Origin of the sequence: Glutamicibacter arilaitensis, from assembly GCF_044793945.1 — a bacterium.
Lineage (GTDB): Bacteria > Actinomycetota > Actinomycetes > Actinomycetales > Micrococcaceae > Glutamicibacter > Glutamicibacter arilaitensis_B.
The window spans coordinates 55,063-70,928 of record NZ_CP084994.1 but is presented as its reverse complement, the minus strand read 5'-3'; the positions used below and the strand labels follow the sequence as shown (position 1 = coordinate 70,928).

Annotated in this window: 11 protein-coding genes and 1 riboswitch; of the genes, 8 read left to right on the top strand and 3 right to left on the bottom strand. The window is 61.9% G+C overall.

Annotated elements, in window-relative coordinates:
• Nucleotides 1-17: 17 nt before the first annotated feature.
• Entirely contained in the window at nucleotides 18-1,616 is a 1,599-nt protein-coding gene (gene pgm / locus LG294_RS00335) for a phosphoglucomutase (alpha-D-glucose-1,6-bisphosphate-dependent) (RefSeq protein ID WP_404288421.1), read from the top strand.
• Here pgm and LG294_RS00330 read toward each other — a convergent pair.
• Nucleotides 1,613-3,055: an amino acid permease gene (locus tag LG294_RS00330; RefSeq protein WP_404288420.1), complete on the bottom strand. Its 1,443-nt coding sequence runs from the start codon at nucleotides 3,053-3,055 to the stop codon at nucleotides 1,613-1,615. The two genes, pgm and LG294_RS00330, sit on opposite strands and share 4 nt — an antisense overlap.
• Nucleotides 3,056-3,131: 76 nt before the next feature.
• The gene (locus LG294_RS00325; RefSeq protein ID WP_404288418.1) at nucleotides 3,132-4,565 is read right to left on the bottom strand and encodes an aldehyde dehydrogenase family protein; all 1,434 of its coding nucleotides are present in this window, start codon (nucleotides 4,563-4,565) and stop codon (nucleotides 3,132-3,134) included.
• A gap of 87 nt (nucleotides 4,566-4,652) precedes the next feature.
• On the opposite strand from LG294_RS00325, the gene LG294_RS00320 reads away from it, so the two are divergent.
• The 7 genes from LG294_RS00320 to LG294_RS00290 all read left to right on the top strand — a co-directional run bounded on the left by LG294_RS00320 (nucleotide 4,653) and on the right by LG294_RS00290 (nucleotide 12,492).
• Nucleotides 4,653-6,182 carry a hypothetical protein gene (locus LG294_RS00320; protein ID WP_404288416.1) on the top strand — a complete coding sequence of 510 codons (1,530 nt, stop codon included), beginning with the start codon at nucleotides 4,653-4,655 and terminating at the stop codon, nucleotides 6,180-6,182.
• Complete coding sequence (locus LG294_RS00315) at nucleotides 6,179-6,547, top strand: GntR family transcriptional regulator (RefSeq protein ID WP_404288414.1); 369 nt, start codon at nucleotides 6,179-6,181, stop codon at nucleotides 6,545-6,547. The genes LG294_RS00320 and LG294_RS00315 overlap by 4 nt, the downstream gene beginning before the upstream one ends.
• 34 nt (nucleotides 6,548-6,581) lie before the next feature.
• Nucleotides 6,582-6,676: riboswitch (TPP riboswitch) on the top strand.
• Nucleotides 6,666-7,460 carry a hydroxyethylthiazole kinase gene (gene thiM / locus LG294_RS00310; protein WP_404288412.1) on the top strand — a complete coding sequence of 265 codons (795 nt, stop codon included), beginning with the start codon at nucleotides 6,666-6,668 and terminating at the stop codon, nucleotides 7,458-7,460. Its footprint overlaps the riboswitch before it by 11 nt.
• Complete coding sequence (gene thiE, locus LG294_RS00305; protein WP_404288410.1) at nucleotides 7,453-8,094, top strand: thiamine phosphate synthase; 642 nt, start codon at nucleotides 7,453-7,455, stop codon at nucleotides 8,092-8,094. The genes thiM and thiE overlap by 8 nt, the downstream gene beginning before the upstream one ends.
• Nucleotides 8,091-9,527, top strand: coding sequence for a bifunctional hydroxymethylpyrimidine kinase/phosphomethylpyrimidine kinase (gene thiD, locus LG294_RS00300; RefSeq protein ID WP_404288408.1), 1,437 nt, complete (start codon nucleotides 8,091-8,093; stop codon nucleotides 9,525-9,527). The genes thiE and thiD overlap by 4 nt, the downstream gene beginning before the upstream one ends.
• A 29-nt stretch (nucleotides 9,528-9,556) precedes the next feature.
• Nucleotides 9,557-10,828 (top strand): uracil-xanthine permease family protein, encoded by a 1,272-nt coding sequence (locus tag LG294_RS00295; protein WP_404288406.1) that lies wholly within the window; start codon nucleotides 9,557-9,559, stop codon nucleotides 10,826-10,828.
• A 257-nt stretch (nucleotides 10,829-11,085) separates the two neighbouring features.
• On the top strand, nucleotides 11,086-12,492 hold the full coding sequence (locus tag LG294_RS00290; RefSeq protein ID WP_404288403.1) for a sugar porter family MFS transporter: 1,407 nt from the start codon (nucleotides 11,086-11,088) through the stop codon (nucleotides 12,490-12,492).
• 111 nt (nucleotides 12,493-12,603) lie between these two features.
• Here LG294_RS00290 and LG294_RS00285 read toward each other — a convergent pair whose 3' ends face one another.
• The gene (locus LG294_RS00285; RefSeq protein ID WP_404288401.1) at nucleotides 12,604-15,783 is read right to left on the bottom strand and encodes an HAD-IA family hydrolase; all 3,180 of its coding nucleotides are present in this window, start codon (nucleotides 15,781-15,783) and stop codon (nucleotides 12,604-12,606) included.
• Nucleotides 15,784-15,866 lie beyond the last annotated feature (83 nt).

Below are 15,866 nucleotides of genomic sequence, written 5' to 3'. Positions count from 1 at the left end.
AAGACAAGAGGGACCACATGGCACACGAACGAGCCGGAGCGCTTGCCCGCGAAGCAGATCTCATCGACCTGGACGCGGTACTTGACGCTTACGACGCAATCCTCCCGTCGGCGGATAATCCAGACCAGGCAGTCATCTTCGGCACCTCCGGGCACCGCGGCAGCTCGCTGAACGGAACCTTCAATGAGCTTCACATTGCGGCCATCACCCAGGCGGTGGTCGATTACCGCAAGGATGCGGGAATCACCGGGCCGATGTATGTCGGCAAGGACAGCCACGCGCTCTCCGAACCCGCCTACCGGACCGCCCTTGAGGTATTGGCGGGCAATGGCGTGCAGGTTCTCGCCGATGCCGGCCTGACCCCTACCCCGGCGGTTAGCCACGCTATCCTGGTCCACAACGCAGGCGCGGCCGAGCTTGCGGACGGCCTGGTCATCACGCCCTCGCATAACCCGCCGGCTGACGGCGGCATCAAATACAACCCGCCCCATGGCGGACCGGCGGAATCCGAAATCACCGGTCCGATCGCCGCTCGAGCCAATGAGCTGATGGCCAGCGGGGAAATCCTGCGCGGGATGGCGAACGCGGCGGATTTCGATTTCCGCGAGCTGTACATCACCGATTTGGCGCAGGTGATCGACTTCGAAGCGATCGCCGCCTCGGGGATCTCGATCGGCGCGGATCCACTCGGGGGCGCCTCGGTGCACTACTGGGGTGAGATCGGACGGCGCTACGGGCTGAACCTGAGCGTGGTCAACGAAAAAGTGGACCCGCGCTTTGGCTTCATGACGCTGGATAAAGATGGAAAGATCCGCATGGACTGCTCCTCGGCGCATGCGATGGCCTCGTTGGTCGCGAACCGCGACAAATACGATATCTCCACGGGCAATGATGCGGACGCCGACCGGCACGGAATCGTCACCCCAGATGGCGGATTGATGAACCCGAACCATTTCCTGGCCGTAGCCATCGACTACCTGCTCACGCATCGCCCGCAGTGGCCTGCTGACGCGCAGATCGGCAAGACGCTGGTTTCTTCGGTACTGATCGACAAGGTGGTTGCGGCGCATGGGCGCGAACTGCGCGAGGTGCCGGTGGGCTTCAAGTACTTCGTCGAACCACTGGCCTCCGGCAAGGTGGCCTTCTGCGGCGAGGAATCGGCTGGAGCAAGCTTCCTGGACTTCAACGGGCAGGCCTTCAGCACCGACAAGGACGGGCTGATGCTTGCGCTGCTCGCCAGCGAAATCCGCGCGGTGACCGGCAAGAGTCCGAGCCAGCGCCACGCTGAGCTGGTCGCCCAATACGGGCAAAGTTTCTACGACCGTTTCGATGCCCCGGCAACCCGGGCGCAAAAGGCCGTGCTGGGCAAGCTGAACCCGCAGGCGGTCACCGCGACCGAACTTGCCGGGGACTCGATCACCGCGAAGCTCACCGAGGCGTCGGGGTTCGCCATTGGCGGGCTGAAGGTCTCCAGCCAATACGCGTGGTTTGCCGCCCGCCCTTCGGGGACCGAGGACATCTACAAGATCTACGCCGAATCCACCCGCTCCGCCGAGCACCTCGCGCAGGTATTGCGCGAAGCCCAGGTCATCGTCAACGCCGCACTGGCCGCTTAGCGAAGGCTCCAGGGGTCGACCTTGACCTCAGGCTGCTTGCGCGTCTTCCACCAGTGGCCCGCCCAGAGCAGCAGGAAGATCGGCAGGCCGATATAGCTGGAGAGCACCTCCAGCACCCGGCCCTGGAGTACCGCCTCATAGTTCTGCCCGGCGATCACCACGATCAGGATCACGAAAGCGAGGATCGGCCCCAGCGGGAATAGCGGTGCCCGGTAGGGAAGCTGTGCCAGGTCCTGTCCGCTGGCGATATATGCCTTGCGGAACTTGTAGTGGCTGACCGCGATGCCCACCCAGGCGATAAACCCGGAGAGCCCGGAGACGTTCAGCAGCCAGGTGTACGCCGAGCCTTGGCCGATGAGGGCGGTGAGGAAGCCGAAAAGGCCTACCGAAGCGGTCAACAGCATGGCCGGTACCGGCACTCCGCGGCGGTTGAGGCGCCCGAAGATCTTTGGCGCCTTGCCGTCGCGGGCCATGGAATAAAGCATGCGCGCAGAAGCATAAAGCCCGGAGTTGCCCGCCGAGAGGATCGCGGAGAGGATCACCGCGTTCATCAGGGCCGCGGCGAAGGCAATGCCGGCACGCTCGAAGACCATGGTGAATGGGGAGCTGGCGATGTCAGACTCACCGCTGGCGAGCAAGGTCGGGTCGGTGTATGGAAGCAGGGTGCCGATGATGAAGATTGCGCCCACGTAGAAGAGCATGATGCGCCAGAAGACCGCCTTGATCGCCTTGGGGATATCGCGCCGCGGATTTTCCGCTTCGCCGGCGGCCACGCCCACCAGCTCGGTGCCCTGGAAGGAGAAGCCGGCGATCATGAATACCGAGATCACCGAGAGCCAGCCGCCAACGAACGGCGCGTCTCCGCTTGACCAGTTGCTGAAGCCCGGGGAACTGCCACCCATAATGCCAAGCACCATGGCTACACCGCAGACGAGGAACACGATCACCGTGATGACCTTGATCATCGCCAACCAGTATTCGCTTTCGCCGAAGGCCTTGGTGGACAGCGCATTCAGCGCGGTGAGCACCAGCAGGAAGATCCCTGCCCAGATCCAACCGGGGACATCCGGCAGCCAGTAGGACATCACGATGCCCGCGGCAACCAGTTCCGCGGCGACGGTAATAGCCCAGTTGAACCAGTAGTTCCAGCCGATGGCGAAGCCGAAGTGGCGATTGACGAATACCGAGGCATAGGTCTGGAAGGATCCTGCCACCGGCAACCGTGCGCTCATTTCGCCCAAGGACTGCATCAGGAGCAGGACCATCAGGCCGATCAGCCCGTAGGCGAGCAGCGATCCGCCAGGGCCGGCCTGGGCGATCGTGCCGCCGGAGGCGACAAAGAGCCCGGTGCCGATCGACCCGCCAATGGCGATCATCTGCATATGGCGGGCTTTGAGACCTCGCTTCAAACCATCGGTGGACGGTGCGGTCTCAGTCATGCAAATGCTCCTGGATTAAGGTTTTTGGGCCTTAACAATCATTCCACTTGGGAATCTCCAGCAGCTATGAACCGCGCTACAGTAAGCGATCAATAATCTTTCGCTTAGCCCACGTATATGGAGGATATATTGCGCTCAAAGTGTCAATGACCGTCGTTTTGCTGAGTTCTGAGCGGATTTGCGAAAGCCGGTCGAAGCCATACTTGCCGTGGTACGAGCCCATTCCGCTGGCCCCCACCCCGCCAAAAGGCAGGGACGGGATGACCATTTGGGCCAGTGGCGCATTGTGCACAATTGCTCCGGCGCGCACTCGATCGGAGAAGATCGACTGCAGTCGCGGGGACTCACTCATCAGATAGGCAGCGAGCGGGGAGGGGCGAGAAGCAATGAATTCAAGCGCCTCGTCAAAGGTGGCCACCTCGATGACCGGCAGGATCGGGCCGAAGATCTCTTCCTGCATCAACGCCGAATCGAGGTCGATGTGGCGCATGATGGTCGGTGCGATGCGCAAGGTATCGGCGTCGTAGTCACCGCCGTGGACTACCTCGCCCGAATCAAGCATGCCCACGAGCCGGTCGAAATGCTTCCGGTTGACGATTCTGCCAAAGTCCGGGTGGTTGATCGGGTCTTTGCCGTAGAAGCTGGTGATTGCTTGGCCAAGCCGCGAGATCAACGCGTCGGTGTCCCCGAAGGAGAGCACATAATCCGGGGCCACGCAGGTTTGTCCGGTATTCATGAACTTCGCATAGGCCAGGCGTTTAGCTGTCGGCAACAGGTGGTTGTCCACCACCGCTGGGCTCTTGCCGCCCAGTTCCAGGGTGGTGGGTGTCAGGTGTTTGGCGGCCGCTTCGGCTACGACCCGCGCGACCTGCTGTCCGCCGGTGAAAAATATGTGGTCCCAGCGTGCGTGGAGCAGCTCAGTGGCGGTGTCAACGCCGCCCTCGATGACCGCGTAGACCCGGGCGTCCAGATACATCGGGAGCAGTTTTGCCAGCGCCCCCGAGGTGGCCGGTGCGAGCTCCGATGGTTTGAGCACCGCCGCATTGCCGGCGGCGATCGCGGCGACCAATGGAGCGAGCATCAACTGCAACGGATAGTTCCACGGTCCAATGATCAGCACCACTCCCAATGGCCGCGGTTCGACCTTTGCTATGGCCGGCTGCAGCGCGAAAGGGACTTTGACGGTGGTTGAATCCATCCACTCCGACAGATGCCGTTGGGCATGGTCGATTTCCGAACGCACCACGTCGATTTCGCTGAATTTGGCCTCCGTCGCGCTTTTGCCCAGGTCCTCGGCGAGCGCAGCGAGAAATTCACCCATGCGTTCTGCCAGCATTTTTTCCAGGGCCCGCAGCTGCTGGGCACGAAAACGCCGCGGGTGCGTGATGCGCGAATCGGCGGAGCTGCGGAGATGTCCGAGAACCTCGGTGATGCGCGAGGGATGCTCGTCTACTGGTGGCGCGGCATCGCCGACGGGATCAGGTAGCGGATTTGAGGTAAAGAGACCCATGAATCGATGCTACTTCATTGATTCCCCGGGATATTCCATTTGTATCAGGTGTTTGATACATTAGTTATTCAACTTACGGAGGTAATTATGGATCAACTCTCCTCCGCCGCGTTTAGCATGGCGATCGGCGCGGCGCTGATCTACGTGTGGCTGCGCGCAGTTGCCCGGCAAGACGAAAGGCCCGCGCTTGTCCGAGCGCGGTCGCATTCTTTCTGGTGCGCGTTGATCGCCTTCTTCGTGAGCAACTCCGGCGGGGCGAGCAACCAGCTAGCGGCCAACACGGACGCCAGCGAATCCTTGTGGGCCAGCGATCTGCTCGCCGCCACCAGCCCGGCCGTCTGGCTGCTGGCGATTTACCTGATCGGCCTCTATTCATGGCCAGCCTCGGTGAATAATGTCCGGGCGGCGTCCTTGAAACCTCGCTCCGTGATGACCCCACTGCCCAAGGCCTTGAGTGCCGTAGCTCTGCTGGTGCTCCTTTGCGCCGCCGCTACCCTGTGGCTGATCCAGGACGTCACCGGGATCGCACCGCAATATGAGGTTGACTCCATGGATGCCGACGGAAGCACTTGGGTTTCGCAGTCCGCGACCGGCGGTCTGCGCGCGGCGGACCAGATGATTTCCTTGTTCGCCATCAATCTGTCATCCCTAGCGCTAGCCGGGCTGATCGCCATGCTCTTCATCTTGCTGCGCAAGCCGCTTAGTTCGCTCAGCCCGCACGATAATCAGGTATTGCGCGAAGTCTGGCTCAACCGTCTCCTGCGCACCTCCGTTCTGGCGTTTGCGGCCGTCGGAGCCTCGGCGATGCAGTACAAGGCCTCATGGCTTTCGTCCCTGGATCACGCCATGTATCAGCCGTGGCAAAACACCTCCAATCTTGGAATGCTCATCATCTTCATTGCCATGGCACTGTGGAAACCACCGGAACATTTTGCCAAGCTTCCTGGAGCTAAGCCATCCTCCGCATTCTCGCGGATGCGCGAAAATCTATTTGCCATTGGTTTCCTCACCACTGCACTGACGCTCATAGCGCTGGCCTGCTCTCCGTATCTTGCGCAGACCGAGGTCGCGTACGATGCACGTCCCGGAGAGAATGCCCCGCAGGTTATGGCTTTGCTCCTAGTGCTAGCCATTTTGTTCTTGGCACTGAATGCGGGGTTCCTGGGTTACCTGCACCTGAAATCCAGGGCGACCCACGGTCTGGCTCGGCACAGCGCATACCTGCCGCGCTATGTCTATGTGCTCGCCGGACTGCTGGTAGGCGGCAGTACATATCTGCTGATCAATCCCCCATTGGAGTATTTCTGGGGTCTCATTGCGCTCAAGCCGGCCTTTGCGCTCGGTGCGATCACCGCGCTGCTCCTGGCTACGTCCTGCCACATCTGGTGGGTTCGCCGAGCGGCCTTGCCTTGGGATGTCACCGCTGAGCAAGAAATTTGGTATCGCCAGGTCCACGAATTGCGCGCCCTCCGAGTAGCCACTGCGGCGGCGGTGGCCATGCTGGCATGGGGCTACGGGGCCGGTCTCTACGCGTCAGCCGTGGCGATCCTCGTCTTCTGCTGCCCTGCAGTGATCATTTTGGCCCGCCCCGAAGCTAAAGTGCCGCAAAGCGTATGAGCCACCATATTTTTGTGGACCTGGATGCGGCGGTTCCGCCTTATGAGCAGATCCGCACGCAGATCTCTTTGCTGATTTCCCTGGGCGAGCTGCCTGCGGGAAGCAAACTGCCTACGGTACGCGCACTGGCCACCGATTTGGGGGTGGCTTCCGGGACGGTAGCCCGCGCCTACAAGGAACTCGAGGCAGCCGGACTGGTTTCCTCGCGCCGGCGTGCCGGAACGGTGGTGAACGCCGGGGCCGATAGGGAGAAATCCTCCGGTGATTTGGTGGAAGCGGTGGATCGGGTGTGGGAGCTGGCCCGGGCGCAGGGTATCGACGAGGCCACCGTGCGGGCGCTGGTCCAGCGCCGGGCACGGAAATAATTTGTCCTTCCGCGGCTTTGGTGAGTACGCTCTAGCCAGTGACACGGGGTGTCGGATTCACCGACTGAGATGAGACCCGTCGAACCTGAACTAGTTCAAACTAGCGGAGGGATGTCGCATGACCCTGACTTCCGTTGCCCAGAAATACCGGCAACAATCCCCTTTGGTGTTTTGTCTGACCAATACCGTGGTCACCAATTTCACCGCAAATGTCCTGCTTGCCTCCGGGGCGGCGCCAGCCATGACCAATCTGCCCGGTGAAGCCGGGCCATTTGCCTCGGTTGCCTCGGCCGTCCTGGTGAACCTGGGCACCCCGAGCACCGAACAGCTGCGTGCCATGGACGAAGCGATCCACGGCGCGAACGAGGCAGGCACCCCCTGGGTGCTGGACCCGGTGGCCGTGGGCGCATTGCCGGTGCGTACGGACTTTGCACGAAAGATCCTGGCCCAGCGTCCCACCCTGATCCGCGGTAATGCCTCAGAGATTTTGGCGCTTTCCGGACGGAGCTCGACCGGGCGCGGAGTGGACGCGAAGGACACCGTGCAAGCTGCCATCGAGGCGGGACGCGAATTGGCCACCGACTACGGTTCGGTGGTCGCGATCTCCGGCGCGGCCGATGCAATCATCGATGCTACGCGCAGCGTCTTGGTGCACAGCAACGGCATCGGATTGACCGGGATTACCGGCGGGGGCTGCTCCCTCGGAGCAATCTGCGCCGGAATGCTCGCGGTGAGCGAAGACCCCTTCGAAGCGGCGATCGCCGCCCATGGCATGTATGGCTTGGCCGCCGAGAAGGCATTGGCCATCAGCCGGGGTCCGGGAAGTTTCGCCATGGCCTTCCTCGACGAGCTCTCGGCGATGGACCCCGAAGAATTGCAGAACCTGCGCCTTGAGGAGGCAAACAATGCGTGATCTCGGAATCTACCTGGTAGCGAACACGGAAAGCTGCCAACCGCGCAGCACCTTGGAAGCCATCGAAGGCGCTGTGGCCGCGGGAGTGCAGTGGGTGCAGCTGCGGGCCAAGAATGAGACCGCCCGCGAATTCTTTGAACTGAGCATTGCGGCGGCACAGCTCACCGCCGGAAAGGCCGAACTGCTGGTCAATGACCGCATCGACGTGTTCCTCGCCGCCCGTGCGGCGGGCGCTGCGGTCACCGGCATCCACATCGGACAGAAGGATATAGCGGTGCGCTACGCCCGGGAGGTCATCGGCGAGGGGATTATCGGGCTCAGCGCTTCCACCGATGAACAGCTGGCCCAGGCCAACGCCGACGCGCAATACATCGATTATCTGGGGGTCGGCGCAATCCGCGCTACCCCCACGAAAAAGGATCATCCGACGCCGCTGGGCATTGACGGATTCCTGCGGGCCAATGGGCTCACCGAATTGCCCTGCGTGGCCATCGGCTCGCTGAGCGCGGCAGATGCCGCCCAATTGCGCGCCGGCGGGGCCGCCGGAATGGCAGTGGTGCGCGCGATCTGCGCCGCCGAGGATCCACGGGCGGCGAGCGCCGAACTGCTGGACCGCTGGGAAGGTGCCAAATGAGCCTCAACATTCTTTCCATTGCCGGCTCCGACCCCTCGGGAGGCGCGGGCATCCAGGCGGATCTGAAGACCATCGGCGCCAACGGCGGCTACGGCATGGCCGTGATCACCGCGCTCACCGCGCAGAACACCCTAAGGGTGGATGCGGTGCAGGCCGTCGACGCGCAGTTCGTGGCCAAGCAGCTGGAATCGGTGTCCGCGGACGTGCGCATCGACGCGATCAAGATCGGCATGCTGGCTAATTCACAGATCATCGACGCGGTCGCCCGATGGCTGGAAACCGTGAACGCCCCGGTGGTGCTGGACCCGGTGATGATCGCGACCAGCGGGGACCGGCTGCTGGCCGATGGCTCGGCGTTGGATGCGCTGCTTTCCCGGGCGGATGTGCTCACCCCGAATATCGGAGAACTTGGCGCCCTGCTCGGGGAGCAACCGGTGCGCGCATGGGAGGAGCTGCTGGAGCAGGCCCAACGCTTGGCGGCGAAGTACGACGTGTTGGTGATTGCCAAGGGTGGCCACCTGCCCGGAGATCGCTGCCCCGACGCGCTAGTCGGCTCGGCCGGGCTGATCGCTTGCTATGACGGTCCGCGCCACGCCACAGGCAATACCCACGGCACCGGCTGCACCCTATCCAGCGCGCTGGCAACGCACTATGCCCGCAGCGGGGATTGGGCCAAGGCCTTGGGCGCGGCGAAGGAATACCTGTATGCGGCGATTCTTGCGGCCGATGAGCTGCAGGTGGGCAGCGGGCACGGACCGGTGAACCACTTTGCCGGGCTCTTCGAGGCACAAACCATGGATCCGATGGCTGATTGGTGGGAGCGGATTGCCGGATTGCGCGGTGGGATTGATGGACTTCAGTTCATCCTCGAGCTCTCCGACGGCACGCTGAACCGCGAACGCTTCGAGTACTACCTGGCCCAGGATGCTCTGTATCTGCAGCGCTATGCTCAGGTGCTCGCGCAGGCCAGCAGCCTGGCCCCGCAAATCGAGGCGCAACGCTTCTGGGCCAAGGGCGCTGAAGGGATCCTGGAAGGCGAGCTGAAGCTGCACCGCAGCGAGCTGCTGGACCTGGCACCCGAGCCGAGCGCGACCACGCTGAACTACGTCAATCACCTCAGCTCCTGCGCGGGAAGCTATCCGGAGCTGATCGCCGCGATCCTGCCGTGCTACTGGATCTACCAGGACATCGGCAATCGGCTGAGCGAAGCGAATTATGCCGGGCACCCATTTGAGAGCTGGCTGGCCACCTACGGCTCGGCGGAATTCGACGAGGCCACCGCGCAGGCAATCGATATGGTGGCGGCCGCCTGGCAGCTTGCGGACCCGGGGTTGCGCGAGCGGATGTGGGATGCGTTTCGGCGTTCGGCCGAGCATGAGCTCTCTTTCTTCGCCCAAGCGCATGCCAAGGGAGTAGACTTCTCTACGGCCTAAACGCGGGGCCAGGAATTCTGGAGGAACGCATGAAGTGGAGCATTCACGGCAACGGGAAGACCATCACCGAGGGTGAGGTCGTTGCCCCGGATGAGCGGCTGCATTGGCCGCAGACCATTTCCATCGGCGCCCAGCATATTCTGGCGATGTTCGGCGCCAGCATCCTGGTGCCGACGCTGACCGGCTTCCCGGTGACCACCACGCTGCTGTTCACCGGCGTCGCGACGATCATCTTCTTGCTGATCACGAAGAACAAGGTGCCCAGCTATCTGGGTTCCTCCTTCGCGCTGATCGCGCCGGTGATGGCCGCGAAGGTCGGCGACGACTTCTCCGCGGCGCTGGGCGGCATCGTGATGACCGGTGCGGCGCTGTTCATCGTCGGCGCGATCGTGGCGAAGACCGGCACCCGGTGGATTCACGCGTTGATGCCGCCGGTGGTTATGGGCACCATCGTGGCGCTGATCGGCTTGAACCTCGCCAGCGCCACTCTGGCTCCGATGCGCGACTTCCCTGCAACGACCTTCCTCACGGTGCTCGCCGTGGTGCTGGCGACCGTCGCATTCAAGGGGCTGCTCGGACGCCTGTCGATCCTGGTTGGCTTGGTGATCGGCTATGCGATTGCGCTTCTCCAGGGCCAGGTGGACTTCTCCGCCCTGGGCGAGGCGGGCTGGATTGGACTGCCGCAGTTCCATGCCCCCAGCTTTGATTTCAGCGTGGCACTGATGTTCCTGCCGGCGGTATTCGTGCTGATCGCGGAGAATATCGGCCACGTGCGCACCGTGGGCCTCATGACCGGCAAGGACCTCTCCGAATTCAACGGACGCGCGCTGATGGCCGATGGCGTCGGAACCCTGGTGGCCGGCATGGGCGGCGGTTCGGCGACAACCACCTATGCGGAGAATATCGGCGTGATGGCCGCCTCGCGCGTTTATTCCACCGCGGCCTATTGGGTCGCGGCGATCTCCGCAATAGCGCTGGCTTTCCTGCCGAAGTTCGGTGCGTTGATCAACACCATTCCGGCCGGAGTGATCGGCGGACTGGGGATCGTGCTTTACGGCATGATCGGCATTATCGGTGCCCGGTTGTGGATCGAGGCGAAAGTGGATTTCCAGAACCCGGTGAACCTGATGACCGCTGGAACCGGGCTGATCATCGCGATTGCGATCACCACCGACCTGACCTTCGGCCAGTTCCAAGTAGGCGGCATCGCGCTAGGCACCATCGCTGCATTGGTGGTTTACCACCTGATGAATACCGTGGCCAAGATGCGCGGCAGCAACCTGAAGCAGGTTGCGCGCTAGGCCACGGCGGGAGCGCGAACCGGCATTGTGACGAAGCTCATGATGCCGGTTTTCTTTTGCCGATGCGGCATCTGGGCTACCCTTGGTTTTCGCGAGATTTCGGGGTTGGTTTGCGCCGATCCCCGGACCGCACAAATGGCTATTGTAAGGATTCTTTCCTAATTATGCCGAAGGTCGCTTGAGTCCTGAGCCCCGCTGGGCATAAAACCCGCTGGAAATGTTTTGCGCCCCAGCTCAATCCGATAGCATGGCTCCTTGTGACTGCGACTACATCTGACGGAAAGATATCCGCTCGACTCATCCTGATAGCCCTCGGGGCTGCCTTGGGTGGGTTCGTTTTCGGATATGACTCATCAATCGTTAACGGCACCGTGGACGCTGTCGAGCACGAGTTCGGGCTCAACGCGCTAACCATCGGTTTCACCGTTTCCTGCGCCCTGCTCGGCGCGGCTATCGGCGCGTGGATCGCCGGCATGGTTTCCGAACGCATAGGCCGCGTGCGCACCATGGTGATCGCCTCCGCGATGCTGCTGCTCTCCGCATTGGGTTGCGGATTGTGCTTCAGCGCGGTGGATCTGATCATTTGGCGCATCGTCGGCGGTATCGGCGTTGGCTTCGCTTCGGTAATCGCCCCGGCCTATATCGCCGAGATATCTCCCGCCAAGCACCGCGGACGGCTGGGCTCGATGCAGCAGATGGCGATCGTGCTGGGTATCTTCGTTGCCTTCCTGGTCAGCGCACTGCTGGTCTTCGTGATGGGTTCGGCCGACGCAATCGGCTGGTTCGGCCTCTCGGCCTGGCGCTGGATGTACCTCTCCCTGGCTATCCCGGCGATCCTCTACGGCGTGCTGGCAATGCGCCTGCCGGAATCTCCTCGCTACCTGGTCGAACGCGGCCGCTACGTTGAGGCGGCTACCGTGCTGACCCGCGATATGGGCATGGTTCCAGGCGTGGATACGGAGGCCAAGATCGAGGAAATCCGCAACACCGTCCACGTCGAGCGCCGCCAGGTGTTCAAGGACCTGCTCGGACGCTTCGGCTTCCACCCGCTGGTATGGGTGGGCATCCTGCTCTCGGTCTTCCAGCAGTTTGTCGGCATTAACGTGATCTTCTACTACTCCACGACGCTGTGGAAGTCTGTCGGCTTTGCCGAATCCGATTCCTTCACCATCTCGCTGATCACCTCGATCACCAACGTGGTAGCCACGATCATTGCAGTGCTGCTGATCGACGTGCTCGGCCGCAAGCTGCTGCTGATCATCGGTTCGTCCATCATGACCGTGTCATTGGGCATGATGGCCATCGCCTTCGCCCAGTCGGTCACCATCGACGGCGCAGTTTCACTGCCTGGCAGCTGGGGCATCGTGGCGCTGGTTTCCGCGAACCTGTTCGTGGTTGGCTTCGGCGCGACCTGGGGTCCGGCCGTTTGGGTGCTGCTTGGCGAAATCTTCCCCAACTCCATCCGCGCGCTGGCGCTCGGCGTTGCGGCCTCCGCCCAGTGGATCGCAAACTTCGCCGTCTCCACCACTTTCCCCTCGCTGGCGGAAGCTGGCCTGGCTTTGGCTTATGGCATCTACGCCTTCTTCGCCCTGCTTTCATTGATCTTCGTGATCTTCATGGTGCGCGAAACCAAGGGCCGCCAGCTCGAAGAAATGACCTTGTAAGACAAAGAAACTCCTCCGGGAGGAAAGACGTCCGGTGGATACCATGAGGTACCCACCGGACGTCTTTTTCATTGCGCTGCGCGGCAGCCCTGCGCGTACGATCCACTTTGGCTACCAGGGTTTATCTGGTACCTCTACACCGGCTTCACGTTGCAGCGAAAGTACGTGCTCCAAGCTCGGACGCCCGGAAAGATGCTGTCCCTGATCGCGCAACGCCACACGGTTGCGCTGGCCCGCCTGCAGCACGATTTCTTCACCGCGCACCCAGACGCTTTGCGGCCCCTGGCCGGTGAGGGAGAATTCGATTCCGGAGGCATCGAGCCGCACCTTGATCACCGAGCCGTTGTAGGCCAGCTGGAATCGCATGGATCTGAAGCTTTCGGGCAACCGCGGGTCAAATTGCAACCGTCGATCATCATCACGCAGGCCGGCGAAGCCGTTGACCAGCGCGGCCCACACACCACCGGCGGAGGCCACGTGCACGCCGTCGGCGGTATTTCCGTGGAGGTTTTCCAGGTCCACATTCAACGCATGATCGAAGTAGTCAAAGGCTAGATCCTGATATCCAACCTCGGCCGCGAGGATTGACTGCACGGTCGCAGAGAGCGTCGAGTCCCCAGTGGTCAATGGGTCGTAGTAATTGAAATCGGCGAGTTTCTGCTCGGGAGTAAAATCGCTGGAACGCAGCCACAGCGCCAGTACCGTATCGGCCTGCTTGATGACCTGGAAGCGGTAAATCACCAGCGGGTGGTAGTGCAACAGCAGCGGGCGTTTGTCTGCTCCGCTGGCTTCAAGATCCCAGACCTCACGATTGAGGAATTGCTCATCCTGCGGGTGAATTCCCACGGCCTCGGAATACGGGATATGGATTCGGTCGGCAGCCAACTGCCACTTCGATATCTCCGATGATTCAAGTTCCAGCCGTTGGGCCAATTCTGCGTAGAACTGTGGGCGCCGGGCGGCTAGCTCGCGGATCAGCTGCGCAGAACGGCGCAGGTTAAAGCGCGCCATCACATTGGTGTACGTGTTGTCGTTGACCACCGCGGTGTACTCATCCGGGCCAGTCACCCCGTGAATGTGGAAGCTGCGCTGTTCCTCTGAGCTGCGCCAGAACCCCAACGAGGCCCACATGCGCGCGGTGCCGACCAAGATCTCTGCAGCGCCCGCCTCGAGGAACTCGTCATCGCAGGCGGCATCGAGATAGCGGTTGAGCGAATACACCACGTCTGCATTGATGTGATACTGCGCGGTACCCGCCGGGTAGTAGGCGCTCGCTTCCTCGCCGTTGATGGTACGCCAAGGGAAGAGCAGCCCCTCCTCGTTCATGATGCGCGCCCGGCGTATCGCCGCCGGGATCATCGAGATGCGCGCGCGAAGAGTGTTTCTGGCCCATTGTTGGTTCGTGTAGGTCAAAAACGGCAGTACGTATATTTCGGTATCCCAGAAGTAGTGCCCGGAATATCCGTTGCCGCTGACCCCCTTAGCGCTGATTCCCATGCCGTCGGCTCGTGCCGAGGCCTGGGCAAGCTGGAAGAGGTTCCAGCGGATTTTACGCTGCAGACTCGGATCGTCGCTGTCCACTACTACGTCGCTGCGCTGCCAGTAGGACTTCATGAATGCACGTTGTGCACGGAAGTGCTCATCGATGCCTCGGGGTACCAGATGATTCAGCGCGCGGCTTGAACGCTGCAGCATTTCTTTGGCCGGGTGGCGGCGCGAGGAGTGATAGGCCGCGAACTTGGCCACGCGCAGCCCCTGGCCTGCTTCGAGGTTCGCGCTTGAGACCTCGTCGGCGCGGTCAGGTTTCGCTGAGCGCTCGGTTTGGATCTGGGCACTGGCACCGCCGGTGGTATTCACCCGGTGCTCCACGACTGCCGATACAGACATATTGGAACCAGCTACGGTGTAGGAAAGCCCGAGGCGGGGCCCTTCCTCGACGTGGCCGGCCGGGTGCAATGGATTATCCGAAGATTCATCGGACTTGCGTGGATCCTTGCCCGAGTCGAGGGCCGCTGGAGATGACACCTCGGGTTCGGAACGATAGCCGATCACCGAGGACTGAACCAGCACGTGAGCCGGGGCGTCAAGCAGCCTCACATGCAAGTCCTGGAGCGCCAGATGCCGATCGCTGAAGGAAATCATGGTGCGTGCAGTGACCGCTACACGATTGCCTTCTGCGGTGCGCCACAGGGTCTGGGATATCAACGTGCCCTCGCGGAAGTCCAAGCGCAAGTCATCGCGGACCATCTCGGTTCGCCCCACTTCTAGGGCCTCGTCGTTGATGAAGACACGCAGGGTTCGAAAATCTGGAGCGCTAATCATTGTCTGGCCGGTTTCGGCCAGTCCGAAGGCACTTTCAGCGTGGCGGATCTGCCAGGTTTCATGCAACCCGTTGATGAAGGTTCCACCCACTTGCTCACCGAGGCCCACCTGGGCTGAGCGAGCGCCGAGGAAGCCGTTGCCCAAGGAGAAGACGGTATCTTGGGCGCCGGTCTCGTCACGTTCGATTTCACGAGTGATCGACCAGGGATCAAAGTTCCATGCCTGTACCGCCGAAGCTGAAACTAGCTCGCTGAGGTCCTTGACCACAAAGTGCGCGCCGGCATCCATTAGTTGCTGTTCATTGTCTTCGCGTGCCACGCCGACCACCATGAAGCCCCCCTCACGGGCGGCTTGCACACCACTGGTCGCATCCTCGATGACTACGCACTCTTCGGGTCGCCAGCCCAGGTCCTCGGCAGTTGCCAGGAACGTAGCGGGTGAAGGCTTGCCCGGCAGCTCGCGAGCAGCCGCCTCGTGGCCGCCCATGACGGTGGTGAAGTAACTAGCCAGACCCGCGGCTTCCAGCACCGAGCGGGCGTTGCGCGATGAGGAAACCACTGCAACATCCAGCCCTGCTTCCAAGACCTGCTGCAGGTAGTTCCCAGACCCGGAATATGGCGTAATCCCATCTCGTTCCAACACCGTGGTGAAAACCGAGTTCTTCAGATTTCCCAGGGCGCATACCGAGGTGTGTCCCGCCGGGTCATTCTGGTCTCCCCAGGGCAGCGTTATCCCCCGAGATTCGAGCACTGCGCCGACGCCTTCATAGCGTGGCCTGCCGTCAAGCAGCTCGAAATAGTCCGGATCGGTGTAGGGCGGCACGCCCGGGTGTTCCTGAGCGAAAAAGCCGGTAAATAATTCTTTCCAGGCCGCACGGTGCAATAGCGCGGTCGGTGTGAGAACACCATCCAAATCAAAAAGGACGGCCTTGAAATCACGGTGGCGGTAGGTCGGACGTGCAGCGTTCACGATCGAAATCCTTCGTCGAGGAGCAGTTATTGGCCGTAGACCCCACGTTAGCAAGTGATCTCACTTGCATCGACATACTACGA

Excerpts from the sequence above, each read along its gene's own strand:
- thiD (WP_404288408.1), top strand. The coding sequence starts at position 8,091 with ATGAGCCTCAACATTCTTTCCATTGCCGGCTCCGACCCCTCGGGAGGC.
- thiE (WP_404288410.1), top strand. The coding sequence starts at position 7,453 with ATGCGTGATCTCGGAATCTACCTGGTAGCGAACACGGAAAGCTGCCAA.
- LG294_RS00330 (WP_404288420.1), bottom strand. The coding sequence starts at position 3,055 with ATGACTGAGACCGCACCGTCCACCGATGGTTTGAAGCGAGGTCTCAAA.
- LG294_RS00320 (WP_404288416.1), top strand. The coding sequence starts at position 4,653 with ATGGATCAACTCTCCTCCGCCGCGTTTAGCATGGCGATCGGCGCGGCG.
- LG294_RS00295 (WP_404288406.1), top strand. The coding sequence starts at position 9,557 with ATGAAGTGGAGCATTCACGGCAACGGGAAGACCATCACCGAGGGTGAG.
- pgm (WP_404288421.1), top strand. The coding sequence starts at position 18 with ATGGCACACGAACGAGCCGGAGCGCTTGCCCGCGAAGCAGATCTCATC.
- LG294_RS00325 (WP_404288418.1), bottom strand. The coding sequence starts at position 4,565 with ATGGGTCTCTTTACCTCAAATCCGCTACCTGATCCCGTCGGCGATGCC.
- LG294_RS00315 (WP_404288414.1), top strand. The coding sequence starts at position 6,179 with ATGAGCCACCATATTTTTGTGGACCTGGATGCGGCGGTTCCGCCTTAT.
- thiM (WP_404288412.1), top strand. The coding sequence starts at position 6,666 with ATGACCCTGACTTCCGTTGCCCAGAAATACCGGCAACAATCCCCTTTG.